The sequence below is a fragment of the Arthrobacter halodurans genome (assembly GCF_041877255.1).
GTDB classification, from domain to species: domain Bacteria; phylum Actinomycetota; class Actinomycetes; order Actinomycetales; family Micrococcaceae; genus Arthrobacter_N; species Arthrobacter_N halodurans.
On sequence record NZ_JBHDLJ010000016.1, the window covers coordinates 47,443 to 70,462 of the forward strand.

Sequence of the window (23,020 nt, forward strand, 5' to 3'; positions counted from 1 at the left end):
GCTCGGCAGCTCCAGCCAGCGTCGAAGGAAGTCGGGGGAAACCCGACGCAAGGAGGAAACCACCATGACCGCACAACCCGAAGTCGCCACCCTGGCCGGCCTCACGGCCCCGGACGTCTCGGGCCCCGTGCCCGGGCCGAAGTCCGCGCAGATGCTCGCGCGGCAGGCGGCGCGCGAATCGAACGCGCGCAGCTACCCGCGGCGCCTGCCCATCGCCATCGACGAGGCGCACGGGAGCTTCGTGCGCGACGTCGACGGCAACGTCTTCATCGACTTCCTTGCCGGTGCCGGCGTGCTGTCCCTCGGGCACAACCATCCCGAACTCGTGGCCGTCGCCACGGAACAGCTCGGCAGGCTCACCCACGGGTTGGACTTCCCCACGCCGGCAAAGGAGGCGTTCACCGACGCCCAACTGTCGATGCTGCCCGCGGCCATGCGCGAACGCACGAAGATCCACTTCTGCGGCCCGACCGGCGCCAACGCCGTCGACGCCGCGGTCAAGCTCTGCAAGACGGCCACCGGACGGGGCGACATCGTGGCGTTCCGGGGTGGCTTCCACGGGGCCAGCGCCGTCGGCATGGCCCTCACCGGGCTGGTCGAGCAGAAGGCCCCGGTCCCCAACGGCGTTCCCGGCGTGCACTTCTTCCCGTTCCCGTATGCCGCCCGCCCCCCGTTCGGCGGGACCCCGGAGGATTGCGGCCGGCTTTGCGCCGACTACTTCGAAAACGCGCTGCGGGACGACCATGGCGGGGTGGCCCTGCCCGCCGCGGTGATCCTTGAACTGGTCCAGGGCGAAGGCGGCGTCATCCCCGCCCCCGTGGAATTCGTCCAGCGCGTCAGGGCCGTGACCCGGGAGCTGGGGATTCCGCTGATCGTCGACGAGGTGCAGACCGGCTGCGGGCGCACCGGCACCTGGTTCGCGTTCGAGCAGTACGGGATCGAACCGGACGTCATCGTGGCCTCCAAGGCCCTCAGCGGCCTCGGAACACCGGTCGCGCTGATCATGTACGACAAGTCGTTGGACGTCTGGGCCCCCGGCGCGCACACCGGAACGTTCCGCGGCAACCAGCTGGCCTTCGCCGCGGGCGCCGAGGCCGTGCGGATCTTCCGGCGCGACCGCGTGCTGGAGAACGTGCGGGAACAGGGCGAGCGCATCGGCGGGCTCTTCGGCGCCCTCCGCGACCTGCCGTGGGTCCTCGAGGTGCGCGGCCGGGGCATGATGTGGGGCATCGAACTGGTCGACCCGCTCGACGGGCAGCCCGACGGCGCGCTGGCCCGCGCGGTCCAGGACCGCCTGTTGCAGGAGGGCCTCATCCTGGAGACCGGTGGCCGCGGCGGCGGCGTGGTGCGCCTCCTGCCGCCCCTGAACTCCAGCTCCGAGGTGGTCGAGACGGCCTGCCGGCTGATCATCGACGCCGTGACGGAGCTCGGGGCGGAGCGGGCGGTCGCGCCATGACGATGCTCGCCGGTGGCCCCGGGGACCAGCTCCAGGGGACCGTCCTGGGGGCCCCGGAGGCCGACGACGCGATCCGGTGGAGGCCGGGGCAACGTCTGGACACACTCTTCGAGGAGCGGTGCGACGCCCTGGCGGCCGCGGGGAGGTCCGCGCAGCTCGCCGTCGACTCCCCGGACGCCACCCTCACGTACGGCGAGCTGGACGCGGCGGCCAACCGGCTGGCCCGCTACCTCGCGGCGCAAGGCGCGGGTCCCGGCACGAGGGTCGCGCTGCTCTTCGACCAGCCCGTCCGCTCCTACGTGGCGCTCCTGGCCGTGCTGAAGACGGGCGCGGCCTACGTCCCGCTCGACGCGGGCTTCCCGGAGGACCGGCTCGCCTACATCGTCGGGGACGCGGGCGTCAGCCTGGTGCTGACACTGTCCCACCTCCGTGCGAAGCTGCCGCGGATCGCCGCGCGGACGCTGTGCCTGGACGAGGAGGACCCGGCGGTCGCCCGCCAGGATCCCTCCCGGCCGGCGCGGGAGGCCGTCGGTGCGACCGCCGGCGAGCTCGCCTACATCATCTACACCTCCGGGTCCACGGGACGCCCCAAGGGGGTCGCCGTGGACCACCCGAGCATCTGCAACTTCGTGCTCGTGGCCGCGGAAACCTACGGCTACGAACCCGGGGACCGCGTCTACCAAGGCATGACGATCGCGTTCGACTTCTCGGTCGAGGAGATCTGGGTGCCGTGGATGGTGGGGGCCACGCTGGTGCCCAAGCCCGGGGGCTCCGCGCTCCTGGGCATGGACTTGAGCGACTACCTGCAGGAGCGCCGCATCACCGCCATGTGCTGCGTCCCGACGCTGCTGGCCACCCTGGACGAGGACCTCCCCGGGCTGCGCTTCCTGCTGGTCTCCGGCGAAGCCTGCCCGAAGGACCTGGTCACGCGCTGGCACCGGCCGGGGCGCCGCTTCCTGAACGTCTACGGCCCCACCGAGGCCACGGTGACCGCGACGTGGGACGTGGTCCATCCGGACAAGCCCGTCACGCTCGGCGTGCCGCTGCCGACGTACTCCGCCGTGATCCTGGACCCCGAGGAGGCGCGAGCGCTGCCCGCGGGCGAGCTCGGGGAGATCGGCATCGCCGGGATCGGCCTCGCCCGGGGCTACGTCAACCGCGACGATCTCACCGAGCGGGCGTTCATCCCCGACTTCCTCGGGATCGAGAACAACCCGTCGGGGAGGATCTACCGCACCGGCGACCTGGGGCGGTTCACGCCCGAGGGCACCATCGAGTACCTCGGCCGGATCGACACGCAGGTGAAGATCCGCGGCTACCGGATCGAGCTGTCGGAGATCGAGTCGGTGCTCCTCGAGCACCCCGCGATCGCCCTCGCCGTCGTGGACACCCACAGCCCGGCGCCCGGCGTCGTCGAGCTCGCCGCCTACTACACCCTGCGCGGGGACGCCGCGGGGCTGGACGAGGCCGAGCTGGACCGCGCGCTCCGCGAGCGACTGCCCGCGTACATGGTGCCCGCCTACCTCGACCGGCTCGACACCATCCCCCTGATGCCCAGCGGCAAGGCGGACCGGAAGAACCTTCCGGCCCCGACCGCCCGGCGCGCGGGCGGCAACGCGGCCGCGTACGTGCCCCCGGAGACGGATGCCGAACGCGCGCTGGCCGAGCAGCTGGGCGCCGTCCTGGGCCTAGAGCGGCCCTCGGTCGACGCGCACTTCTTCGACGACCTCGGGGCCAACTCGCTGCTGATGGCCCACTTCTGCGCCGGGATCCGCAGGCACACGGATCTTCCCTCGGCGGCCATGCAGGACGTGTACCAGCAGCCCACGCTCCGGCGCCTCGCGGCGATGCTGGAGGCCGAGCGGATGGCCGCCGAGCTCGCGTCCGCGGGCGCGGAACCGGCCGCGCCTCCCGCCCCCCGGCCGGCCCCGAGCTCGCTCAAATACACGCTCACGGGCGCGGCGCAGCTGCTGTTCTTCCTCGGCTACACCACCTACGCGGCGCTCCTGCTGGTCTTCTCCTTCACGTGGGTCTCCGCGGCCCCGACGCTGTTCGAGCTCTGGCTGCGCAGCATCGCGTTCGGCGCCGGCATGTTCGTGGTCCTGACGATCACGCCCGTGCTGTTCAAGTGGGCCCTTGTGGGGCGCATGAAGCAACAGGTGATCCCACTCTGGGGGCTGGGCTACCTGAGGTTCTGGATCGTCCGGCTGGTGACCCGGGCCAGCCCCATGGCCGCGTTCGTCGGATCCCCGCTCTATGTCGTCTACCTCCGAATGCTCGGCGCCAGGATCGGCAAGGGCGTCTCCATCTTCTCCCGCATCGTGCCCGCCTGCCCCGACCTCATCAGCATCGGCGAGGGCACCGTCATCCACAAGAACGCCGTTATGCTCGGCTACCGCGTCCGCCGCGGCGTGATCGAGACGGGCCCGGTCACGATCGGCAACAACGTCCTGGTGTCCCAGAAGACGGTCTTCGACATCGGCACCGCCATGGGCGACGACTCGCAACTGGGCCACGCGTCCGCGCTGCACGAGGGGCAGTCGGTGCCCGCCGGCGAGGTCTGGCACGGATCGCCCGCCGTCCCCGCGGCCACGAGCTACGCGCGGATCCGGCCCCGGCGCTGCGGGACCCGCCGCCGCGTGGTCTTCAGCGCCTTCCAGCTCTTCAACCGGCTGGTGCTGGTCGTGCCCGGCGGCCTAATCCTGCTGGCCGGGCTGCTGCCGGGCTACCTTGAGACGGGGCACCTCGAACCCACGAACCCGCTGTTCTACCTCGACGCGGCGCTCCTGTCGCTGGCGCTCTTCATCGGCGGCATGGTCAGCGGCCTAGTCGCCGTGCTCACGGTCCCGCGGCTGCTCAACCTCGCGACGCCGGCCGAGACCACCTTCCCGCTCTACGGGATCCGCTACGCGCTCCACCGCATGGTCCTGGCGCTGACAAACATCAAGCCGTACCTGACACTCTTCGGGGACAGCTCGTACATCGTCCACTACCTCAAGGCGTTGGGGTGGGACCTCGGCAAGAAGATCGACCAAACGGGGTCCAACTTCGGTCCCGGCGTGGCCCACGACTCCCCGTACCTCAGCAAGGTCGGCTACGGCACCATGGTCTCCGACGGCCTGAACATGATGAACGCGGAGTACACGAGCACGTCGTTCCGGCTCTCGGTCGTGGAGATCGGCGACCGCAACTTCCTGGGCAACGACATCACCTGGCCCATCGCGTCCCGGGTCGGCGAGAACTGCCTCCTGGGCACCAAGGTCCTCGTGCCCATCGACGGGCCGGTCCGCCGCGACGTCGGGCTCCTCGGCTCGCCGGCGTTCGAGATCCCCCGCTCCGTCCAGCGTGACAGCCAGTTCGACGACCTGAAGCTGGAGGACGCCAAGAGCCGGCTGCTCCCGGCCAAGAACCGGCACAACATCGGTTCCATGGCCCTGTATCTGGCCCTGCGCTGGTTCCAGCTCTTCTCGGCGACCGTCATCGGCGCGCTCTCCGTCGCGCTCTACGACGTGCTGGGCGTGCTCGCCGTCGGCGCCGGGACGCTCATCTTCCTGGTCTATGGCATCCTCCTGTCCGCCTTCGCGGAGCGGGCGGTGCTGGGGTTCGGGCGGCTCGAGCCGCGGTTCTGCTCCATCTACGACCCCTACTTCTGGCACCACGAGCGCCTGTGGAAGCTGCTCGGCGGGGCGCCGTTCACGGGGACCCCCTTCCGGCCCATGGTGTGGCGCCTCTTCGGCGTGAAGGTCGGCAAGCGCCTCTACGACGGCGGAGGCGGCCTGGTGGAAAAGACCCTGGTCTCGATCGGCGACGACTGCGAGCTGAACGAGGCGTCCATCCTGCAGGGGCACTCCCTGGAGGACGGAACCTTCAAGTCGGGCCACATCACGCTCGGGAACGGCTGCACGATCGGGGTCGCCGCCTTCATCCACTACGGGGTGAACCTGCAGGACGGCGCGGAAGTGGCGGCTGACTCGTTCCTGATGAAGGGCGAGGACCTGCCGGTGGACAGCCTCTTCGGCGGCAACCCGGCCCGCGAGCTGGATCCGGCCCGGCAGCTGCGGCGCGTGGCGGCGACCGCCTAGTCGTCCGTCCCGGCCTCGCCCAAGGCAAGTGTCGCGTGCATGAGGGCGTCCGCCATCGTCTCCAGGACCTCCGGGTCGACGTTGCCCAACGTGTCGCAACTGCGGTGGTAGCAGGAGTCGTACTTGTCGCCGGGCGTACCGCCGAACGCCGCGGCCTCGGGGTCGGACTTGGACCCCTCGTCCCCCGTGAAGAGGCCGCCGGACGGGATGTCCCGGTCCAGGAAGGCCTGGTAGTCGGACCCGCCGTCGAACTCCGTGGGTCCCGCCAGGACGCCCGCGGCGGAGAAGTGGTCCAGGAACACCCGCTCGATCTCCCCGGAGCCGTTCGGGAGGCGGCCGCCATAGTCCGACCCGTCGCCGTCGTAGACCAGGACGACGCCGTTCGGCGAGCCCACCATGTCCAGGTTCAGGTACGCCAGGTGCTGTTCGGCCTGCTCGTCGGAGAGCCCGTCGACATAGTGCTCCGAGCCGTACAGGCCGTCCTCCTCGCCACCCCAGAAGGCGAAGCGGATCCTGTTGGGCGGGACCGTGCCCGATGCGGCCAGCCGCACGGCCACCTCCAGCACCGCCGCGACCCCGCTGCCGTTGTCGTTGATGCCCGGGCCCCGCGCCACCGAGTCCAAGTGCGCCCCGAGGACGACCGTGCGGGAGGCGTCGCCGGCCGTGTCGGCGACGATGTTGAACGTCTCGATGTCCCTGTCGCGCCGGCCCTCGTGGCTGAATCCCTGGCGCACCGGGTCGTAGCCGGCGCCGCGCAGGCGGTCCTCCACGTACGCCGCCGAGGCCTCGTAGCCTCCGGTGCCCGACGCCCGGTTCCCGCCGTTGGCGTCGGCCGCCTCCTGCAGGGCCTCGAGATGCGCGCGCAGCCCCGCTTCGCCCACGCCGGCCCGCAGCTCCGCGCTGTCCGGGGCCGTGCCGATCTCGATCCCGGGCCGGGACGAGCACCCGGTCAGCACGAGTGACGCCGTCGCGGCGGCGGCGAGCCAGGGGGCGGCGGCGTGCCAGGGGGCGGCGGCGTGCCAGGGGGCGGCGGGGGCGCGGCGGCGTGTCGACCGTCGGTGGGTGGGGCGGCGTGTCATCGGGGCTCCGCGGATCGGCGTGGTGTCGCTCGTGCTGCGGTCACCCTATGCGGCCGGACGGCCCTTGGAAACACCGGGTGTTGACGGCGGCCGTCGCCGCGGTACGCCTCACGGTGCATGCGAAGATCATCCGCAAGTGTCATTCCCCGCGGGGCCCTCCTCGCTAGGCTCGGTTGAACGGACGGGGACCAGGCCCTCCCCTTCACGCCACCCGAGAGGAACCCCCATGATCGACGCGCTGCAGGACTTCACCTCGTCGCTGGCCCCCGTGTTGCAGTGGGCGGGGGTGATGCTGGTGGCCGCGATCCCGTTCGTCGAGTCCTACTTCGGTTCGGTGATCGGCGTGCTCGCCGGAATGAACCCCGCGATAGCGATCGTCGCGGCCATCGTGGGCAACGTGGCCTCGATGCTGGTCTTCGTGCAGAGCGCGCACGGCGTGCGGTCCAAGGTGGTTGGCGGCAAGGAGCCCCGCGAACCCTCCGCCCGTCGGCAGAAGCTGCGCGCGCAGTTCGACAAGTACGGGGTTGCCGGCGTGAGCCTCCTGGGCCAGACCATCCTGCCCAGCCAGATCACCTCGGCCGCGATGGTCTCTTTCGGGGCGTCGAAAAACTCCGTGATCCTGTGGCAGTGCATTTCCATCGTGATCTGGGGCGTTGCCTTCGGCGTCCTCGCCGTCCTCGGCGTCTCGCTCGTCGGCTGATCGGCCGACCGCGCCGCGGGCGCGCGGACTTGCTAGGGTCGAGACCGTAGTCCCCGCCCGGCACCAGCCGACGGGCGGTCCCACCAGCGGAAGGGCGAGCATGGACGCGGTCGCCGATCTCAGCGATCCGGCACTGGTCGCCCGGGCCCAATCGGGCGATCTCGACGCCTTCGAGGAACTCGTGCGCAGGTACCAGCGCGGGATCCTGCGGTTCTGCCGCGGCATGTTGGGCAACGGGCCGGACGCGGAGGACGCCGTCCAGGACGTCCTGCTCACCGCGTGGCGACGGTTACCGACCCTACGCGCGACGGAGGCGGCCTCCACCTGGCTCTACCGGATCGCCTCCCACCGCTGCATCGACGCCCTCAGGAAGCGGCGGCCCGACGGCGGCGACCCCGCCGAGCGCGAGGCGTCGCAGACCGGCAGCGAGGCCAGCCGACGCCTCCCCGCGGGGCCCGAGGGCGCGGCGGAAACACGGCTGGCCCTCGACGCGTTGCGCGGGCATCTCGCCGCACTGCCCGACACCCAGCGCGAAGCCTGGACCCTGCGCGAGGTCCAGGGAATGAGCTATCAGGACATCGCGCGGATCACCGGAGAACCACTAGCCACCGTGCGCGGGCGCATCGCCCGCGCACGCACGGCCCTGGCCGAAAGGATGGACTCGTGGAAATGACCACAGGACCCCGGGGCGTGCCGGCGTGCGACCGGTCCGAGGAAGACGTCTGGGAACGCCTCGATCTCCCGCCCGACGGGCACGAGGCCTCCTGCCCGCACTGCCAGGAGCAGCGACGGCGCCTGCAGCCGCTCCTCCAGGCCACGCGGGGGCTGCGGGGCACCCCCGAGCAGGAGACCGAGGAGGACGCCGTGCTCGAGCGGGTCCGCCGCTCGGTCATGGACGGCATCCGCGCCGAGATCCGCCGCGGCCGCCGCATCCGCGTGCGGCTCACCCCGCGCGGCCCCGTCGACGTCAGCGTCTACGTGCTGAACGAGGTCATCCGCCGCGCCGCCGACACGATCGACGGGATCGAACTGCGCCGCCACGGCGCCACCGAAACCACGGACCGGGACGGGGGCCCGGCCGTCGCCTGCCAGGTCAACGTGCAGCTTCGCCCCGGCGAGCGCGCCATGGAGGCGGCCGAGCGGCTGCGCGCCGTCGTCACCGCGTCCCTCGCCGACGAGCTCGGCGTCACCCCGGTATCCGTGGACGTCTCCGTGGAGGACATCATCGATGAGTAGCCCGACCCAGAACCCGTCGATTGACGAGGCTGCGCGCGCCGACGCCGTCGCCCAGGTGTTGGCGCTCGACGGCGTCGCCGCCGTGTTCCCGCCGACCAGCGCCGTCGTGCGCTCCCTGGCCACGCGCACGGCCGCGCCGCACGAGTCCCTCCGCGTCGCGCGCCCCGGCGGTCGCTTCGAGGCGCGCATCGACATCGGGGTGGAGGCCGGGCACCGCGCCACCGACGTCGCCGTCGCCGTGCAGGAACTCGTGCACCGGGTGTTCGGCGGGCACGGCGTCGAACTGGACTGCGTGGCCGTCACGGTGCTCGAGCACGGGGCCGGCCGGAACCCCTGACGCCGGTCAGGCGAAAAGTTTTTCCGGCTTTTCCGTGACGAATGCTCCCCCACCCCCGTCTGTAGTGGCGTACGACGAAATGCCGCCAGACGAAATGGAGAGCACCATGGCCGAGAACGCCACGCACCGACTTCCGAAGACCACCGAGGAGACGCGCGCCGCCGAGTCCGCCTCGACGTCTGCGGTCGAGCGCCGCCCGGAGGGCCCGCTGCACACCGAGCACGGCTCCACCACCATCGCCGACACCGTGGTGCAGAAGCTCGCCGGCATCGCCGCCCGCGAGGTTCCGGGCGTGTACGCCATGGGCAACGCGGCGCGCCGCGCCCTGTCCACCCTGACCGAGCGCATCCCCGGCTCGCAGACCAACGTCAGCGGAGGCGTCAGCGTCGAGAAGGGCGAGCGCCAGGCCGCGATCGACGTCAACATCGTCGTGGAGTACGGCGTCGCGATCGCCGAGGTCGCAGAGGACATCCGCCGTTCCATCATCCAGGCCGTCGAGCACGGGACCTCGCTGGACGTCATCGAGGTCAACGTGAACGTCACCGACGTGCACCTCCCCGAGGACGACGACGCAGCCGCCTCCGACCGCTCCGATCGCCTGGAGTAGGCCGTGACGAGCGCACGTTTCTGCGTCGCGGTGGGACTGGCCCTGGGCACCGTGTGGGCCTTCGGCGGATTCTGGCGGGTGCTCCTGGTGGCCGTCGTGGCCGCGGTGGCCTTCGGGGTCGGGCGCGTGCTGGACGGACGCGTGGACCTGCAGGACCTCGCGGGCCGCATCCAGGGTCGGCGCTGAGATGGCCCGTCCCGAACCCGTCGGGCCGGCGGCCCCGGGCGACCGCGGGCGGCTGACCATCAGCGAGCGCGCGGTCGGCCGCCTGGCGGCCAAGTCCGCGGCATCGCATCCCGCCGTGGGCGCCCGCACCGGCGGCGTGCTCGGGATCGGATCCGACACGGACTTCGCCTCCCTGCCGCCCGCCTCCTGCACCGTCGCGGGGAACACCGCGTCGGTCTCCGTCCGGATCGGCCTGCGCTTCCCCGCGGACATCCGCGGCGCCACGGACGAGGTCCGCCGCGGCATCGTCGAGGACCTTCGCCGGTTCGCCGGCGTCACCGCGGCGCCCGTCGACATCCAGGTGGAGTGGCTCGAGGCCGCACCGCCCGTGAGGAGGGTCCTATGACGAACACATCCCTGCGGCGGCGGCCCGCCCGCGTGGTTCCGGCCACGATCGCGGCCCTCGCCGTCACCGCCATCGGCGCGGCGCTGGCCGTCCTCGGCGTCCTGCGCCTGCAGGACGGCCGGTGGCTCGCCGCCGCGGCGTCCCTGTCCGGCGCCGGGAAACTCCCGTGGGGCGCGCCGGGCGTGGCCGCGGTGGGCGGCGTGGCCGCGCTGCTCGGCCTGGTCCTGCTCCTGAGCGGGCTGCTTCCGGGCCGCACCGGCAACGTGCCGACGCCGGTTCCGGCGGCCGACGCCGTGGAGTCGGCCGAGGCCGTGGTCACGCGGCGCGGCGTCGAGCAGCTGGTGGAAAACCGGATCCGCGGACTCGACGGCGTGGGGCGGTCCAGGGCCCGGCTGCGGGGAAACCGTCTGCGGCTGAGCGTCGGGACGCCGCTGCGCGAGCACCGCGAACTGGCCGGAACCGTCACCGAGGCGGCCGACGGCATCCTGCGCGCCAACCTCGACGGCAGGGTCCCCACGACAAGTGTCAGGATGGTGAGTTCCTCGTGAGGACCTTCCCCGCGGCGTTGAACCGCACGCTGCTGATCGCGATGGGCCTCGTGCTCCTGGCCGGCGGCCTCTGGGCCGTGTGGCCGTGGGCGCAGGCGACCGCCGGGTGGACGACCCCGGCCGGGGCCACCGGCCTCGTGGCCGACCCGGAAGCGGGAGTCGCCCCCGGCGCGGCCGGTGCGCTGGAGCAGCCGTGGCTGCCCGCCGCCGTGATCGGCGCCGGCGTCGTCCTGGTTTTCCTCGGGCTGGCCTGGCTGGGGCGCCAGGTTCCGCGGACCGGGCGGGCCGGGCCCCTGCGCTTCACCGAGGACCCGGGCGCCGGATCGACCACGATGGAGCCGAAGGTGCTCGAGGCCGCGGCCTCGGACGCCGCCGCGGCGCTGCCCGGCGTCGACGCGGCCAGGGCCGTGCTACGCGGCAGCATCGGCGCGCCGGTGCTGGTGCTCCACGTGCACGCCGAGCCGAACACCCGCCTGGCCGATCTCACGGAGAAGCTGACGGCGGGGGTCGCGTCCGACGTCGTGCGGTGCCTGGGCACGCCGCTGCGGCACCTCGCGATCGAGTATTCGGTCGCCAAGAAGTAGCCGGACCACGCCGGGCGAGGCCCGGCGCCACCCCACCCACCCATCGGAGGAACCACATGAGGAACAAGATCATCGCGGCCATCGCCACGGCGGCGGCGGGCTGGCTCAAGGGCCGGAGGGGACGCCGGGGGCGCGGACCCGCGGCGCCGACCCACTAGGAACCGCATCACCGTGTGCCCGGGAGATCCCGGGCGCCCGCCAAGGAAAACCCACTCAAAGGAGCAGAACATGGGACTCGGAGACAAGATCAGCAACAACGCGCAGGAAGCCACCGGCAAGGCCAAGGAGGCCTTCGGGGACGCGACCAACAACGAGAGCCTGCAGGCGGAGGGCGCCGCCGACCAGGCGGCCGCCAAGTCCAAGCAGGCCGGCGAGCACGTCAAGGACGCCGCCAAGGACGCCTTCGGCAAGTAGGATCCCGCGTCCCGGCACCCCCCGGTGCCGGTGCCGCCGAAGTGCCCCGGCCGCCCCGGCCGGGGCACTTCGCCGTCTCAGCCGTCCGTGCACCGCCCGCCGGGCCGCGGCCCGCCCCTGCCCGGTCCAGACTCGCCCCGCACCGGTTCGCCCCCGTCCAGCCAGCCCTCGAGCACGCGGTTGAAAGAAGCCGGGTGGGACAGCGGAGCGTCGTGGCCCGCGCCGCGGATGAGTTCGAGTTCGCACCCGGGACGCAGGGCACGGACCCGCTCCATGCCCGCGAGAACGGGGCGCCGCTCGCGGGATCCGGCCACCAGCAGCGCCGGGCGGCGGGATCGGAGGAACTCCGGGGGCACCGCGAACGAGAAGTTGGAGTACAGGAGGCACCGCATCGACCGCGCGGTCATCGAGCGCGAGACCGCGAAGTAGTCCTCGAAGTCCTCCGCGCCGATGCCCAGCTCCCGCGCCTGCCACCACGCGAATACTCGAATCCGGGCCAGGGGGGCGGCGGCCGAGGACACGGTGGCCAGGGCGCGCGCCCCCCTCCATGGCGACAGCAGGGCACTGGCGACGACCGTGCCCGTCACGACGCTGGGATACGCCGTCGCTAGCTCGATGGCGATCTGCCCGCCGACCGAGAAGCCGACCACAGTCACGGGACCCCGCAGCCGCCCGAGTCCGACATCCTCGGCCACGACCGCCGCGGCGTGCGCGTGGGAACGGTACGCGTCGCGTTTCTCTCCCCGGTGTCCGGGCAGCGTGGGGGTGTGGACGGTGAACCGGTCCCCGAAGTGCTCTTCCTGGGCCCGCCACATCCACGGCCCGGCTCCCCCGCCATGGACGAAGACGAGGTGGCGTCGCCGGGCGGGCCCGGGCTTCTCTTCCATGTCAGGATCCTCGCAGGGGCGGCGCCCGAACCCCATCGACGCGTGTGGTGTGATGGACGCATGAGCCACAAACCGAGGAACGCGACGCCGTGGGCCGTCTGGGGATGGTCTGCCGTCGTCGTGGGAGGCGCGGCCGGCGTCGTGCTGTTCCTGCAGCCTTGGCGGTCGTGTGTGGAGGACGACGCCCCGGCGGGCTGCCCCGCGACCGCGCTGGATACGAACCTCCTGTGGCTGGCCATGCTGCTGTGCGTGGCCGGCCTCGCGCTGGTGTTCTTCGCGGCGCTGCGCCGCCGCGTCGTGCCGTCCCGCCGCGCCTGACCGCGGAGGGACCACAGGGGCCGCGCGCACCCGCGGCGGGACCGCACGCGCCGGGACCGGCCGGGCGGGGGCGGCACGCCGCGCGGCGTGCCGCCCCGGAACCGGCGGGCTGCTACCAGCGCGTGGTGCCGTCCGGATTCACGGTGGGGACCTCGTCGGCGGGACGGACGGGCCGCTCCGCTGCGACGTCCGCGTCGGTGATGACGACCTCGTCCGCCAGGGGCGCCGGCTCCGTGACGGGCGACGGCTCGGTTCCGACCGCCGGCGCGACCGGCGTCACGGCCGGCTCCGCGACGATCGGATCGTCGTCGGACTTCTTCGCGCCCGAGGCTGCCACGACCCCGGCGGCTGCGGCCGCGGCGACGCCGATCCCCGCGGCGACCGACTTGCCGGACAGGCCGGCCTTGCCGCTGTCGCCGCGCGACGAGGCGGCATCGTCCACGTCCGGTGTGCCGCCGGAAGCGCCTCCGACCACCGTGCCGCGCCAGGCGCCGGTGGCATAGCCCTCGGCCTCGACGAACTCCTTGAAGCGGGCCAGGTCGCCCTCCGCCTGCCGCTCCACCACGTTGAGCTTGTCGCCGATCTTCTCGACGATTCCCTCGGGTTCGTAGTCCAGCGACAGCCTCACGGACGTCTGTCCTCCGCCGACGTCCTCGAAGGTCACGGCGCCGGCGTTGGTCGCACCCTCCGTGGCGGCCCACGCGACCTTCCGGTCCGGGACCTGCTCCAGGATCCGCGCCTCCCACTGCCGGCGGACCCCGCCGATCTCGGCGACCCACTCCAGGCGGTCGTCGCCGAGCTGGGTCACCTGCTGGACCCCGCCCATGAAGTGCGGGAATTCCTCGAATTGCGTCCACTGGTTGTAGACCGTGCTCACCGGCACGTTCACCATGATCTGCTTCTCGATCCTCGTGCTCACAGCGTCTCCTTCGACTAGGTCAGGGGAACGACGGCGCCTCGGGGGGAGCGCGTCGTGTTGCCTACGCTACATCGGCCTTACACGTGAAGCCAGTGCCCGCCGGCCGGGGGGTCAGGAACCCGCCGGACGCGCGGCGGGCACCGGACGGCACGGAAAAACGCCCCGCCGATCCATCCGGCGGGGCGTTTCACTCGGGTTCGCGTCACACTCACCACGACGATCCGGACGTGTTGGGGGGAACCGCCCGGATCATTCGCAACGATACCCTGCCATCTGTCAAAAACAAGTAAAGGTTCTGGCGCCCGGTCACGCGCCACCGGGCCGCCCGCCGCGGGCCGGAGCGCGTATGGATCCCCGCGCATCCAGTGTGCCCGCGCGGGTCCGCCGAGGCACTGCGCCAGATCGGTTCCGTGGAAGGCGCTGTCGCGGATTTTGGCCACGGTGGTGCATCCGGCGTCGTCCAGCTCGGGGAGCATCCCGGCCTGCGCCGTCCCGGCCAACGCGAACCCCTGGCCGTCCTCGACGGACGCCCGCTGCATGTCAAACACGAGTACTCCCGCAGGCGGCACACGCTGGCGGGCGCGGGCATGCGGGGCAACGGCCGGGCGGACCTTCACCCGATACGATGGAGGAACCGCCGGTTTCGGCCGCGGCACAACCGCATACGCCGTCGAACCGCGGCGGGAGAGCCCGCACGGCACAGCCGTCGGGCGCCGTAGGAGCAATTTCCTCCCCGGGAAACTCTCAGGCCCCCGTACCGCCGCGAAGAGGCACCTCTGGAAAGCAGTCCGGCGTGCCCGGGCTCACCGAAGGAGCAAGCCCCCCGCGTCCGGGGGCGGAAACTCTCAGGTTGGGATACAGAGCGGGGAGGGACCCACGATGACGCGCGGCCCGGCCGCCCAACGATCCGGAGTTCCCCCATGACCCACCACGCATCCCCGCGCAACCGCGCCGCGGCGCGCCCCCACCTCTCCGCGCGCAGGACGCTGGTGCGCATGCTGTTCCTGTCGACCGGTGCCGCCCTCGCGGTGGTCGTCGTCGCCGCCGTCGCGTTGGCGGCCCTGGCGGCGACCGTTTGGCTGGTCCTCTAGCCCCCGGGGCCACCCGCCGGCCTAGTTCCCCAGGCGCCGCCGCAACTCGGCCTCGATGCTCCGCTCGACCTCGGCCTCGGCGCGGCGGCGGGATTCGTCGTCGCCGGCGTCGTTCCGCGGCCGCTCGGCCACAATGTCCCCGGGAATCACCATCGGGAGCGGCCCGAAGGCCAATCCGGCCGCCTCGATGACCTTCTTGCCGAGATAGCGGTTGCCGACGCCGCCGATCGCGGCCCCGATCCCGAACGGGATGGCACGGCCGAACATCGACGCTCCCTGCGTCGCCAGCATCCTGCGGAGGAACCGGCGCTGGATGTCCTTGGTGATCCCGCCCCACAGGCCCTTCTGGCTGCTGGCGCCGAAGACGGCGCCCCAGCCCTGGACGGGCCCGGCGCCACGGCCGGCCGCCTGGTGGGTCAGCGCGGAGATCATGGAGCTGCCCTCGTCGCCCATCAGGATAGCCATGACCAGCGCGCGGGCCTTTTCCGGATCCTCGGTGGTGATGCCGTGCAGTTCCGCGAGCGACTGCGCGTAGAGGGCGCTGGCCTCGAGAAAGCCCATGGTCGCGGCCGCGGAGAGGCCGAGCGAGGCGGCCGTCCCGACGCCGGGCACGGCGGCCGTCGCGCCGACGGCCGCGCCACCGCCGGTCACCGCGAGCAGGTAGTCGCGCTCGATGAGCCTCACGAGCTCCGCGCTCGTGTGGCGCGGGTTCCTCCGGCGCAGGCGGCTCAGGTAGGCGAGCACGAGGGGCCGCTGAACCCCGATCGCCTTGAGGATGGCGTTCTGGACGCCGGGCACCGGTTTGCCGTCGGGGCCGAGGACCGTGGAGGTGAGTTTGTCTTTCATAGGAGCCCTACTCTAGGCGCGGCGCGGCCCGTCGGCGAGCGCCGGCTCCGCGGCGTGCGGTAGCTTGGGCCGAGGCGTGGCGCCCGTCACGCCGACAGCACATCCACAGGGGGCACATCATGCGCATCGGACTTTCCATCTTCTTGCTGGCGCTGGGGGCCATCCTGGCCTTCGCCGTCAGGGACGCCGTCCCGGGCGTCAGCCTCACCATGGTCGGCTACATCCTGATGGGCGCGGGGGTCCTGACGCTGATCATCTCGCTGGTCGTCGGCATGCCGCGCTCCAGCCGCCGCGTGAGCGAGTCCCGGTCCGTCGTGGACCCGGGCACGGGCGAGCAGGTGACCCGGAACGAGACCCGCGACGTCCTCTAGGCCGTCGCCGGGAGGTAGTGCCGCAGGAACACCGCGACGTCGCGCAGCTCGTCGGCGCCGACCCCGTGGCCCATACCTGGGTACGTCCTCGACGTCAGCCGCGTGTGGCCCTCGAGCCACGCCGCGCCGTGCGCCACGGCGTCGGAGTTGATCACCGGGTCCCGCGGGTCGCGTCCCCAGAAGAACGGGACGCGGGCCGCGGGGTCGGCGGGCGGGGACTCGGAGAGCTCGAGCAGGTCGTTCCGCAGGACGAACCCGCTCAGGCCGACGGCCGCGCGGTAGGCGCCGGGCCGCAACCGCATCAGGGTCGTGGCCATGGCCATCCCCTGCGAGTACCCGAGCAGGCTCACGGACGCGTAGCCGTCCGCGTGGGCGTCCTGCCAGTCGAGGACGCGCTGCGCCGAGGCGACGACCTCGGCGAAGTCGTGGGTCAGGAGGTAGTCCAGGAGGAACCAGCCGCGCTCTCCGCCGACGTCCAGGGGGCCGCTCAGCGCGGCGCCGGTGACGTGCTCCGGCAACGCCGGGAAAAGGGAGGCCATGGCGGCCGCCGAGGATCCGTAGCCGTGGAGCATCACCAGCAGGTGGGTCCCGGCCCGCTCCGCCGCGGGTCGGGAAAACAGCGCCTCGGACATGGGACCATCCTAGGCCGGGGCGCCTAGGCTGGGCCCATGCCCTCCTCCCACCCCGACAGCCGCTACGATCCCGTGTACCAGCGTCCGGTCCCCGGCGTCGCGCGCGCCGGCCAATCCCGCCCCGGACACTCCGGGACGACCTCCGCCGAACCGAGCCGCCCGTCGCGCGCGCCGGCCTCCGCCGCGGACGGCGCCGCCGGCGCGGACGGCACCGCCGGCGCGCGGGAGATCGACGCGGGCGCGGCCCAGACCGAATCGGGCCGGTCCGCTCCGGACGCGGGACTCGGGTGGTCGGGCGTCCCCGGCCCCGCGCCCTCGGGGATCGTGCCCTCGGCGACGGCGCCCTCGGGATCGGCGGACCCGGAGACGGACCCGCTGGGCCCCGACGACGAGCCCCGGCGCGTCAACCCGTTCCTTGTGCTGCTCTGGCTGGCGGCCGGGTCGTTCGCGGCGGCCGCGTTCTGGGCGACCACGGAGATGGCCAGCGCCTACGCGGCCACGTTCTTCGGCGTCACGATGGATCCCGGGGGCGGAGAGACCACCGACGGACTGACCCCCGAGCGCATGGCGCGGCTGCAGTACCTGCCCTCGATCGCCACGGGCCTGTACGTCGCGGCCGGCGTGGCGCTGACCGGCGCGCTGTCCGTCCACGCGCTGCTGTGGGATCGGGCGCGCCGGGCCTAGTGCCCGCGGGTGGCCCCGCCCGCGGCGGACGGCAGTTCCACGTCGACCCATACGAGGCGGTGGTCGCTGGTGCGGGGAGGATCGCCGGCCACGAGGTCGGCTCCGTCCTCCCCCTCGGCCGGCCAGAACACCCCGGACCCGGAGACCGTCAGGTTGCGCGAGGGCAGGACGTAGTCCACGCGCAGCGGCCCGGTGCCCCGGCCGCGGAAGTCCGCGGTCCGGAGCCGCGCGGCCGCGCCGGTCCGGTCCGCGGGCGCCGGGGGCGACAGGGGGTCGATGAAGGAGCCGAAGCCGGCCGGGAGGTGGCCGGCGGCGCCGGTCGATTCGGGCCGGGGGTCCGTCACCCGCGGGCTCGACAGGAGCTGCGAGATCGCGGCCGGGTGCGACTCGCCGCGCCGGGGATCGGCGTTCAGGTCGCCCAGCACGACGAAACGCTCGTCGGGGCGCAGCCCGCCGCGGGCGCCGTCGTCGTCGTAGATGTAGGAGGCGGACTGGCCGCCGGAGATGTAGTCGGCCCAGAACCGGATCTCGTCGTGGTTCCGCCGCATGTTGCGGCGCTCGGGACCGTCGAAGACGGGCGGCGTGGGGTGCGACGCCAGCACGTGGACGGTCTCGCCGCCGACGCGGACGGGCACGTCCCAGTGGGACTTGCTGCTCAGCCGCAGGACGTTCGAGACCAGCGGGCCGTAGTAGTCCCGCGGCATCATGTTGCCGGGCATGTCCTTCCACCGGAACGTCTGGAAGGTGCGGATCTCCTCCTCGACCAAGGGGTGCTTGGAGTACAGCACCATGCCGTACTGCCCGGCGAAGTCGCCGAAGCCGAACGAGTCGGCGGCGCCGCCGACCGTGCCGTCCTTGTCAAGGTCGGCGCCGATGGGCACCCCCGTGTTGGACGGCGCCGCGTAGACGTACGGATAGTCGATCCCGTCCTGGCCGTTCTGTCCCGCGGCCAGGTAGTTGGAGCGAAACGAGTCCGCGGCCTCGTGGGCCTCGTCGTAGTCGAACTCGTTGAGGAGCACCACGTCGGGTGCCGTGCGCTGGATGACCTCCGCGACGGCCTGCGCCTGCGCGTTGTTCGGACTTGCGAGGTCGGAGACCAGGTCCCCCGCGGCGCCGCGGTTGAGCGAGACGTTGTACGTGGCCACCCGCAGACCCGCGGCGCGGTTCGTGGCGGATGCGTCCGCCCACGGGACGGACGGGCCGGGACGCCCGCTCACCACGGGCTCGTGGGTGGCGGGAACGACGGCGGCGTGCGCGGGCACGAACGAGCCCGCCGCCAGGGCGGCGGCGAAGACGGCGGCCTGGGCCGCCCGGGCCATCGGACGCATTCCCCCAGCGTAAGCCGTTCCCGGGGACCGCGGGGAGCGCCGGCGGCGCCCGGGGGGCGTTCCCCCGGCCGGGCGCCCCGGCCGCCGGGCCGGCCGGCGGAGGGCGTCCTTCGCCCGCATGCCGCGGATTCCGAGTCCTTGGGGCCGAGGGGGTCCGCGCGCCCGGGCCGGCGGCCGCGGGCCGGGCATCGTTGCGGGATTGAGATGCGCGGGCCCGCCGCGCAGCCACGCCTCAGCATGCGCGCGATCCGGTCTTCCTGCCGTGCTCGAACGTCCGCACGTCGAGGGGTTCGCCCTCCGCGGTGAAGCGCTCCCACTCGCCGTGCTGCTTCCCGCCGACGAACGTTCCGCGCTGCAGCAGCTTCCCGTTTTCCCGGTACCAGACCCACGGACCGGACAGCGTGCCGGCGTCGTACGCGCCCTCGGCCTTCAGCCGCCCGTTGCGGTGGTAGTACCGCCAGACGCCGTGCTTCGCGGTCCCCCGGTGGGCGCCCTCCGCGGAAACGGACCCGTCACTGAAAAGCTCGTTCATGTGGACAGCCTACGGCGGGCCCCGTGCCGGGCCGCCGCGGACGCAGAAAAGCCCCCGCGCCGGCTCTCGGCCGGGCGGGGGCGGATTCGCCGGTGGGCCCTGCGGGGATCGAACCCGCGACCAGCGGATTAAAAGTCCGATGCTCTACCAGCTGAGCTAAAGGCCCGTGGCCGCGGAACGGCCCGTGACCATGCTAGCGCAAGCGCGGCGGGCGCCGCGGACCCGCGAAAGGGGCGCCGGCACCCCCGCTTCCTTCGGGGCCCGCCAACCGGAGTATCGTCGTGGGCATGTACGGAGATACCCCGTCCGGGGCCGGCTCCCCGGTCCCGCGGCACCACAAGCCCAAGCCCTTTGCGCCGGTCGACTTCGAGCCGTTCGTCGGCGGCGCCGATCCCGCGCGGATCTCCGAGGCCGCGCACCTGGCCGCCCAGGCACTGGTCCACCACGGCCGCGCCAACGAGGACCCGGAGGTCACGGAACGGCTGGTCCGGCTCGCGGACAAGGAGGGCCTGGAGGCCATCGCCGAACTGTGGGCCGAAAGCCCGGCGCGCTCCCTGCCCGGGGCGCTGTGGCGCCTCTACGCGCTGCGGACCGCGACGCTGCAGAACCCCGACCGCATGTCCGCGTTCTTCACGGCCGGCCGGCAGATCGCCCAGGTCGACCACGCCGTGGCGGGCGTGGCGGAGCCGCCCGGCGCCGAGGAGCTGCGCACCATGGCGGACTCGATCCTCTCGGGGGCGTTCGACGGCGACTTCGACGTGGCCCTGGAGCGCACGGCCGCCTTCTGCCGGGTGATCGCGCTGGGGCAGGCGCACCACGCGGACGCGGCGGAGACGTCGAACGAGTCCCACGCGAGCCGGCTGACGAAGAGCTCGCACTTGCTGGTGAAGACTGCGGAGGACCTCGAGGCCTCCGCGCACGCGTGGCGGCGGGGCGAGCTGACCTGACGCTGAGGGCCCGTGTTGACAGGACCCTCCGCCGGGGAGAAAACTGAGACGCGGTGTCGGGCCGCGGTAACCCCGGGCTCCAACATATAGCCGCTACGAGCGGCCTTCCGCCGAGAGGCGTTCCCGGTTCGGCACCGCAAACCTCACCGCCGCGTCGCCCCGAGCCGGGGCCGCGGCCGGCGCCCGCGCCGGCGCGGCCCTGCGTAGACTGGTGGCCAGTTCCCCTCTTCGCTACGTCCGGGCGGTCACCACGTGAAATTCAGCTTTTTCCCGCAGGAGACGCGCGGCCTGGAGCTGCTGAAGGACCTCGGTTCCGAGGTGCAGCGGTGCGTCCAGATCCTCGCGCAGATGCTCGGCGGAATCTCCGAGCGGCAGCCCGAGCTGATCGCCGAGCTGGACCGCGCCGAGGTCCGCGCCACCGACCTGCACTACGCGCTGATGACCCACCTGCGCAGCAGCTTCGTCAACCCGCTCCCCCGCGAGGACCTCTACACCCTGTCGCGGCTGCTGCACGAGTCCGTCGGCGAACTCTGCGGGGCCGGCGAGCTCATGGACCAGTCCGGCGTCACCTGGCTGTCGCAGCGGGCCTCGGAGCAGCTCGAGATGCTGGGGCGCCAGGCCGAGCTCACGCTCACGGCCCTCGGCGAGCTGCAGCGCCTCGACGACCTCGAGGACACCTGGCTGCAGATGATCCGGCTCACCAAGCGCGCCAACCGGACGCACCGCGTGTGGGTCGGCGAGCTGAGCGACATGCAGAAGGCGTCGACGATCATCCGCCACCGCGGGGTCGCCGAGCAGCTCCTGTCCTCGGTCCAGGCCCTGCGCGCCGTGGCCGACCACCTGGGCCGGGTCCTGGTCAAGGAGTCCTGAGCGCCCCCATGGTCGCCCTCCTCCTGCCCCTTGTCCTGGCCGCCACCTGCGCGTTCGCCTTCCTGAACGGGTTCCGCGACGTCTCCAACTCCGTGGCGTCGGCGGTGCGCACGCGCGCCCTGACGCCCACCGCCGCCGTGCTCGCGGCGGCCTTCTTCACCTTCACCGGGACCATGCTCAGCACGAGCTTCGGCACCTACCTGGTCTCCGCCGTCGAGCTCAACGTCCCCGACGCCGCGCTCGGTCTGGGCATCCTGCTCGCGGCGCTCGTCGCCGCGGGCGGCTGGGGGCTGTTCTGCTGGTGGCGCGGCGTGCCCACGTCCTCCACGCACGCGGTCATCTCGGCGCTGGCCGGGGCCAGCGGAGCGTCCGCGCTGCTGGGCGGCGACGGCGTGCGCGGGGCCGCGACGATGCTCCTGCTCGGCGTCGCGCTCCCGCTGCTCGTCACGCCGCTGCTCGCCTACGGCGTCTCCTACCTCCTGGTGTTCCCGGCCACCTGGCTGCTGCGCCATTCCACGTCCGGCGACGGGAACCGGATCGGCCGCGCGGGGCAGGCGATCAGCGCGTGCGCCGTGTCCCTGGGCCACGGCCTGCAGGACGGGCAACGCACGGGCGCGCTGATCACGCTCGCCCTGGTCACCGCCCACGCCACGGCCCCCGGGGAGATTCCGTTCTGGGCCCAGCTGACGGCCGCGGCCTTCCTGGCCGCCGGCACGCTGGGCGGGGGCTGGCGGATCGCCCACACCCTCGCCTACCGCCTGGTCACCATCGATCCGCTGCGCGGCATGACCGCTCAGACCGTGTCCGCGAGCATGCTGTTCGTCGGCGCCATGCTCCTGCACCTGCCGCTGTCCACGACCCAGGCGGTCACCGGGGCGATCGTCGGCTCCGGGGCGAACCAGCGCTTCGAGACCGTGATGTGGCGCAACGTCCTGGCCGTCGTCACGTATTGGATCGCGGCCCCCGTGGTCTGCGCCGTGCTCGCCGGGGTGCTTTTCCTCTCCCTCCACCCCCTGCTGGTCTAGCGCGGACGGCGGCCCCCGACGACGGCGGACGCGCGCCAAGGCGGCCCCACACCAACAAGGGAACGGCGGGCCTCGGCCCTCCGGCCGGCGCCCGCCGTCGATCCCCTCAAGATCCCCTGAAGATCCCCCTTCAGGGCCGTCCCGCCGCGCTGACGGCGGCGGGAGAACTCGGCCTAGCCGAAGCGGCCGGAGACGTAGTCCTCGGTCGCCTTGACCGAGGGGTTGCTGAAGATCGTCGTCGTCTCGTCGTACTCGATGAGCTTGCCGGGCTTGCCCGTTCCGGCGATGTTGAAGAAGGCCGTCTTGTCGGAGACGCGCGCCGCCTGCTGCATGTTGTGCGTGACGATGACCACCGTGTAGTCGTTCTTCATCTCGTTGATGAGGTCCTCGATCGCCAGCGTCGAGATCGGGTCCAGCGCCGAACAGGGCTCGTCCATCAGGATCACACCGGGCTTCACCGCGATCGTGCGGGCGATGCACAGGCGCTGCTGCTGGCCTCCGGACAGGCCGGAACCGGGCTTGTCGAGCCGGTCCTTGACCTCGTTCCACAGGTTCGCCCCGCGCAGGGAGCCCTCGACGAGGTCGTCGGCATCTCCCTTGCTGATGCGCTTGGCATTGAGCTTCACGCCGGCGAGCACGTTGTCGCGGATCGACATGGTCGGGAACGGGTTGGGCCGCTGGAACACCATGCCGATCTGGCTGCGGACCGTGACCGGGTCGACCCCGGACTCGTAGAGGTTGTCGCCGTCCAGCAGGACCTCGCCCTCGACGCGGGCTCCGGGGATCACCTCGTGCATGCGGTTCAGCGTGCGGAGAAAGGTGGACTTGCCGCAGCCGGACGGGCCGATGAAGGCGGTCACGGACTTGGCGTCGATCTTGATGGAGACGTCCTCGACGGCCTTGAAGTTGCCGTAGAAGACGTTGAGGTCATTGACGTCGATGCGCTTGGACATGGG

27 protein-coding genes, 1 tRNA gene and 1 riboswitch are annotated in these 23,020 nt (G+C 72.6%); of the genes, 19 read left to right on the top strand and 9 right to left on the bottom strand.

Annotated features, from left to right (window positions below; translation table 11 throughout):
- Positions 1-64 precede the first annotated feature (64 nt).
- Positions 65-1,456, top strand: coding sequence for a diaminobutyrate--2-oxoglutarate transaminase family protein (locus ACETWP_RS15370; RefSeq protein WP_373973146.1), 1,392 nt, complete (start codon positions 65-67; stop codon positions 1,454-1,456).
- Positions 1,453-5,538 (top strand): Pls/PosA family non-ribosomal peptide synthetase, encoded by a 4,086-nt coding sequence (locus tag ACETWP_RS15375; protein WP_373973147.1) that lies wholly within the window; start codon positions 1,453-1,455, stop codon positions 5,536-5,538. The genes ACETWP_RS15370 and ACETWP_RS15375 overlap by 4 nt, the downstream gene beginning before the upstream one ends.
- Here the strand turns inward: ACETWP_RS15375 and ACETWP_RS15380 are convergent.
- Positions 5,535-6,617 carry a M20/M25/M40 family metallo-hydrolase gene (locus ACETWP_RS15380; protein ID WP_373973148.1) on the bottom strand — a complete coding sequence of 361 codons (1,083 nt, stop codon included), beginning with the start codon at positions 6,615-6,617 and terminating at the stop codon, positions 5,535-5,537. The two genes, ACETWP_RS15375 and ACETWP_RS15380, sit on opposite strands and share 4 nt — an antisense overlap.
- 226 nt (positions 6,618-6,843) lie before the next feature.
- Between ACETWP_RS15380 and ACETWP_RS15385 the strand changes: the two genes are divergently transcribed.
- The 10 genes from ACETWP_RS15385 (at position 6,844) to ACETWP_RS15430 (ending at position 11,614) form a co-directional block, all read left to right on the top strand.
- Positions 6,844-7,317 carry a hypothetical protein gene (locus ACETWP_RS15385; protein ID WP_373973149.1) on the top strand — a complete coding sequence of 158 codons (474 nt, stop codon included), beginning with the start codon at positions 6,844-6,846 and terminating at the stop codon, positions 7,315-7,317.
- A gap of 100 nt (positions 7,318-7,417) precedes the next feature.
- Positions 7,418-7,990, top strand: coding sequence for an RNA polymerase sigma factor (locus tag ACETWP_RS15390; RefSeq protein WP_373973150.1), 573 nt, complete (start codon positions 7,418-7,420; stop codon positions 7,988-7,990).
- On the top strand, positions 7,981-8,553 hold the full coding sequence (locus tag ACETWP_RS15395; protein ID WP_373973151.1) for a hypothetical protein: 573 nt from the start codon (positions 7,981-7,983) through the stop codon (positions 8,551-8,553). Before ACETWP_RS15390 ends, ACETWP_RS15395 begins: the two co-directional genes overlap by 10 nt.
- Positions 8,546-8,890 (top strand): hypothetical protein, encoded by a 345-nt coding sequence (locus ACETWP_RS15400; protein WP_373973152.1) that lies wholly within the window; start codon positions 8,546-8,548, stop codon positions 8,888-8,890. Before ACETWP_RS15395 ends, ACETWP_RS15400 begins: the two co-directional genes overlap by 8 nt.
- A gap of 106 nt (positions 8,891-8,996) precedes the next feature.
- Entirely contained in the window at positions 8,997-9,497 is a 501-nt protein-coding gene (locus ACETWP_RS15405; protein WP_373973153.1) for an Asp23/Gls24 family envelope stress response protein, read from the top strand.
- A gap of 3 nt (positions 9,498-9,500) precedes the next feature.
- Positions 9,501-9,683 carry a hypothetical protein gene (locus ACETWP_RS15410; protein WP_373973154.1) on the top strand — a complete coding sequence of 61 codons (183 nt, stop codon included), beginning with the start codon at positions 9,501-9,503 and terminating at the stop codon, positions 9,681-9,683.
- A 1-nt stretch (position 9,684) separates the two neighbouring features.
- Positions 9,685-10,068, top strand: a complete 384-nt coding sequence (locus ACETWP_RS15415; protein WP_373973155.1) for an Asp23/Gls24 family envelope stress response protein — start codon at positions 9,685-9,687, stop codon at positions 10,066-10,068.
- Positions 10,065-10,616, top strand: a complete 552-nt coding sequence (locus ACETWP_RS15420; RefSeq protein ID WP_373973156.1) for a DUF6286 domain-containing protein — start codon at positions 10,065-10,067, stop codon at positions 10,614-10,616. The genes ACETWP_RS15415 and ACETWP_RS15420 overlap by 4 nt, the downstream gene beginning before the upstream one ends.
- Positions 10,613-11,200 carry an Asp23/Gls24 family envelope stress response protein gene (locus ACETWP_RS15425; protein ID WP_373973157.1) on the top strand — a complete coding sequence of 196 codons (588 nt, stop codon included), beginning with the start codon at positions 10,613-10,615 and terminating at the stop codon, positions 11,198-11,200. The genes ACETWP_RS15420 and ACETWP_RS15425 overlap by 4 nt, the downstream gene beginning before the upstream one ends.
- Positions 11,201-11,428: 228 nt before the next feature.
- Positions 11,429-11,614, top strand: a complete 186-nt coding sequence (locus ACETWP_RS15430) for a CsbD family protein (RefSeq protein WP_373973158.1) — start codon at positions 11,429-11,431, stop codon at positions 11,612-11,614.
- 77 nt (positions 11,615-11,691) lie between these two features.
- Here ACETWP_RS15430 and ACETWP_RS15435 read toward each other — a convergent pair whose 3' ends face one another.
- Positions 11,692-12,501 carry an alpha/beta fold hydrolase gene (locus ACETWP_RS15435; RefSeq protein WP_373973159.1) on the bottom strand — a complete coding sequence of 270 codons (810 nt, stop codon included), beginning with the start codon at positions 12,499-12,501 and terminating at the stop codon, positions 11,692-11,694.
- A gap of 60 nt (positions 12,502-12,561) precedes the next feature.
- Here ACETWP_RS15435 and ACETWP_RS15440 point away from each other — a divergent pair, with 60 nt between their 5' ends.
- Positions 12,562-12,819 (top strand): hypothetical protein, encoded by a 258-nt coding sequence (locus tag ACETWP_RS15440; RefSeq protein ID WP_373973160.1) that lies wholly within the window; start codon positions 12,562-12,564, stop codon positions 12,817-12,819.
- Between the two features lie 112 nt (positions 12,820-12,931).
- Here the strand turns inward: ACETWP_RS15440 and ACETWP_RS15445 are convergent, their stop codons facing one another.
- Complete coding sequence (locus ACETWP_RS15445) at positions 12,932-13,738, bottom strand: SRPBCC family protein (protein WP_373973161.1); 807 nt, start codon at positions 13,736-13,738, stop codon at positions 12,932-12,934.
- 671 nt (positions 13,739-14,409) lie between these two features.
- A riboswitch (glycine riboswitch) is annotated at positions 14,410-14,508 on the top strand.
- A 150-nt stretch (positions 14,509-14,658) separates the two neighbouring features.
- On the opposite strand from ACETWP_RS15445, the gene ACETWP_RS15450 reads away from it, so the two are divergent.
- A complete protein-coding gene (locus tag ACETWP_RS15450; RefSeq protein ID WP_373973162.1) occupies positions 14,659-14,829 on the top strand; it encodes a hypothetical protein in 171 nt (56 codons plus the stop codon).
- A 21-nt stretch (positions 14,830-14,850) separates the two neighbouring features.
- On the opposite strand, the gene ACETWP_RS15455 is transcribed toward ACETWP_RS15450, so the two are convergent.
- Entirely contained in the window at positions 14,851-15,675 is an 825-nt protein-coding gene (locus ACETWP_RS15455) for a hypothetical protein (protein WP_373973163.1), read from the bottom strand.
- A 119-nt stretch (positions 15,676-15,794) separates the two neighbouring features.
- Between ACETWP_RS15455 and ACETWP_RS15460 the strand changes: the two genes are divergently transcribed.
- Complete coding sequence (locus ACETWP_RS15460) at positions 15,795-16,046, top strand: DUF6458 family protein (protein WP_373973164.1); 252 nt, start codon at positions 15,795-15,797, stop codon at positions 16,044-16,046.
- On the opposite strand, the gene ACETWP_RS15465 is transcribed toward ACETWP_RS15460, so the two are convergent.
- Positions 16,043-16,678, bottom strand: coding sequence for an alpha/beta hydrolase (locus ACETWP_RS15465; RefSeq protein WP_373973165.1), 636 nt, complete (start codon positions 16,676-16,678; stop codon positions 16,043-16,045). The genes ACETWP_RS15460 and ACETWP_RS15465 overlap by 4 nt on opposite strands.
- Before the next feature lie 36 nt (positions 16,679-16,714).
- Here ACETWP_RS15465 and ACETWP_RS15470 point away from each other — a divergent pair, with 36 nt between their 5' ends.
- Positions 16,715-17,362, top strand: coding sequence for a hypothetical protein (locus ACETWP_RS15470; RefSeq protein ID WP_373973166.1), 648 nt, complete (start codon positions 16,715-16,717; stop codon positions 17,360-17,362).
- On the opposite strand, the gene ACETWP_RS15475 is transcribed toward ACETWP_RS15470, so the two are convergent.
- The 3 genes from ACETWP_RS15475 to ACETWP_RS15485 all read right to left on the bottom strand — a co-directional run bounded on the left by ACETWP_RS15475 (position 17,359) and on the right by ACETWP_RS15485 (position 19,388).
- A complete protein-coding gene (locus ACETWP_RS15475; protein WP_373973167.1) occupies positions 17,359-18,690 on the bottom strand; it encodes an endonuclease/exonuclease/phosphatase family protein in 1,332 nt (443 codons plus the stop codon). The genes ACETWP_RS15470 and ACETWP_RS15475 overlap by 4 nt on opposite strands.
- A 232-nt stretch (positions 18,691-18,922) precedes the next feature.
- Entirely contained in the window at positions 18,923-19,222 is a 300-nt protein-coding gene (locus ACETWP_RS15480; RefSeq protein ID WP_373973168.1) for a toxin-antitoxin system YwqK family antitoxin, read from the bottom strand.
- Between the two features lie 93 nt (positions 19,223-19,315).
- Positions 19,316-19,388, bottom strand: a tRNA-Lys gene (locus ACETWP_RS15485).
- Positions 19,389-19,509: 121 nt separating this feature from the next.
- Here ACETWP_RS15485 and ACETWP_RS15490 point away from each other — a divergent pair.
- From ACETWP_RS15490 to ACETWP_RS15500, 3 genes are all read left to right on the top strand, one after another.
- Entirely contained in the window at positions 19,510-20,169 is a 660-nt protein-coding gene (locus ACETWP_RS15490; RefSeq protein ID WP_373973169.1) for a hypothetical protein, read from the top strand.
- Between the two features lie 252 nt (positions 20,170-20,421).
- Entirely contained in the window at positions 20,422-21,039 is a 618-nt protein-coding gene (locus tag ACETWP_RS15495) for a hypothetical protein (protein ID WP_373973170.1), read from the top strand.
- A gap of 8 nt (positions 21,040-21,047) precedes the next feature.
- A complete protein-coding gene (locus ACETWP_RS15500) occupies positions 21,048-22,064 on the top strand; it encodes an inorganic phosphate transporter (RefSeq protein ID WP_373973171.1) in 1,017 nt (338 codons plus the stop codon).
- Positions 22,065-22,237: 173 nt separating this feature from the next.
- Here ACETWP_RS15500 and pstB read toward each other — a convergent pair whose 3' ends face one another.
- Positions 22,238-23,017, bottom strand: a complete 780-nt coding sequence (pstB, locus tag ACETWP_RS15505; RefSeq protein ID WP_373973172.1) for a phosphate ABC transporter ATP-binding protein PstB — start codon at positions 23,015-23,017, stop codon at positions 22,238-22,240.
- Positions 23,018-23,020 lie beyond the last annotated feature (3 nt).

Coding starts and splice junctions, on each gene's coding strand:
- ACETWP_RS15375 (WP_373973147.1), top strand. CDS start 1,453: ATGACGATGCTCGCCGGTGGCCCCGGGGACCAGCTCCAGGGGACCGTC.
- ACETWP_RS15420 (WP_373973156.1), top strand. CDS start 10,065: ATGACGAACACATCCCTGCGGCGGCGGCCCGCCCGCGTGGTTCCGGCC.
- ACETWP_RS15465 (WP_373973165.1), bottom strand. CDS start 16,678: ATGTCCGAGGCGCTGTTTTCCCGACCCGCGGCGGAGCGGGCCGGGACC.
- ACETWP_RS15380 (WP_373973148.1), bottom strand. CDS start 6,617: ATGACACGCCGCCCCACCCACCGACGGTCGACACGCCGCCGCGCCCCC.
- ACETWP_RS15480 (WP_373973168.1), bottom strand. CDS start 19,222: ATGAACGAGCTTTTCAGTGACGGGTCCGTTTCCGCGGAGGGCGCCCAC.
- ACETWP_RS15405 (WP_373973153.1), top strand. CDS start 8,997: ATGGCCGAGAACGCCACGCACCGACTTCCGAAGACCACCGAGGAGACG.
- ACETWP_RS15430 (WP_373973158.1), top strand. CDS start 11,429: ATGGGACTCGGAGACAAGATCAGCAACAACGCGCAGGAAGCCACCGGC.
- ACETWP_RS15385 (WP_373973149.1), top strand. CDS start 6,844: ATGATCGACGCGCTGCAGGACTTCACCTCGTCGCTGGCCCCCGTGTTG.
- ACETWP_RS15435 (WP_373973159.1), bottom strand. CDS start 12,501: ATGGAAGAGAAGCCCGGGCCCGCCCGGCGACGCCACCTCGTCTTCGTC.
- ACETWP_RS15400 (WP_373973152.1), top strand. CDS start 8,546: ATGAGTAGCCCGACCCAGAACCCGTCGATTGACGAGGCTGCGCGCGCC.
- ACETWP_RS15415 (WP_373973155.1), top strand. CDS start 9,685: ATGGCCCGTCCCGAACCCGTCGGGCCGGCGGCCCCGGGCGACCGCGGG.
- ACETWP_RS15460 (WP_373973164.1), top strand. CDS start 15,795: ATGCGCATCGGACTTTCCATCTTCTTGCTGGCGCTGGGGGCCATCCTG.
- ACETWP_RS15440 (WP_373973160.1), top strand. CDS start 12,562: ATGAGCCACAAACCGAGGAACGCGACGCCGTGGGCCGTCTGGGGATGG.
- ACETWP_RS15500 (WP_373973171.1), top strand. CDS start 21,048: ATGGTCGCCCTCCTCCTGCCCCTTGTCCTGGCCGCCACCTGCGCGTTC.
- pstB (WP_373973172.1), bottom strand. CDS start 23,017: ATGTCCAAGCGCATCGACGTCAATGACCTCAACGTCTTCTACGGCAAC.
- ACETWP_RS15470 (WP_373973166.1), top strand. CDS start 16,715: ATGCCCTCCTCCCACCCCGACAGCCGCTACGATCCCGTGTACCAGCGT.
- ACETWP_RS15490 (WP_373973169.1), top strand. CDS start 19,510: ATGTACGGAGATACCCCGTCCGGGGCCGGCTCCCCGGTCCCGCGGCAC.
- ACETWP_RS15450 (WP_373973162.1), top strand. CDS start 14,659: ATGACCCACCACGCATCCCCGCGCAACCGCGCCGCGGCGCGCCCCCAC.
- ACETWP_RS15390 (WP_373973150.1), top strand. CDS start 7,418: ATGGACGCGGTCGCCGATCTCAGCGATCCGGCACTGGTCGCCCGGGCC.
- ACETWP_RS15475 (WP_373973167.1), bottom strand. CDS start 18,690: ATGCGTCCGATGGCCCGGGCGGCCCAGGCCGCCGTCTTCGCCGCCGCC.
- ACETWP_RS15370 (WP_373973146.1), top strand. CDS start 65: ATGACCGCACAACCCGAAGTCGCCACCCTGGCCGGCCTCACGGCCCCG.
- ACETWP_RS15455 (WP_373973163.1), bottom strand. CDS start 15,675: ATGAAAGACAAACTCACCTCCACGGTCCTCGGCCCCGACGGCAAACCG.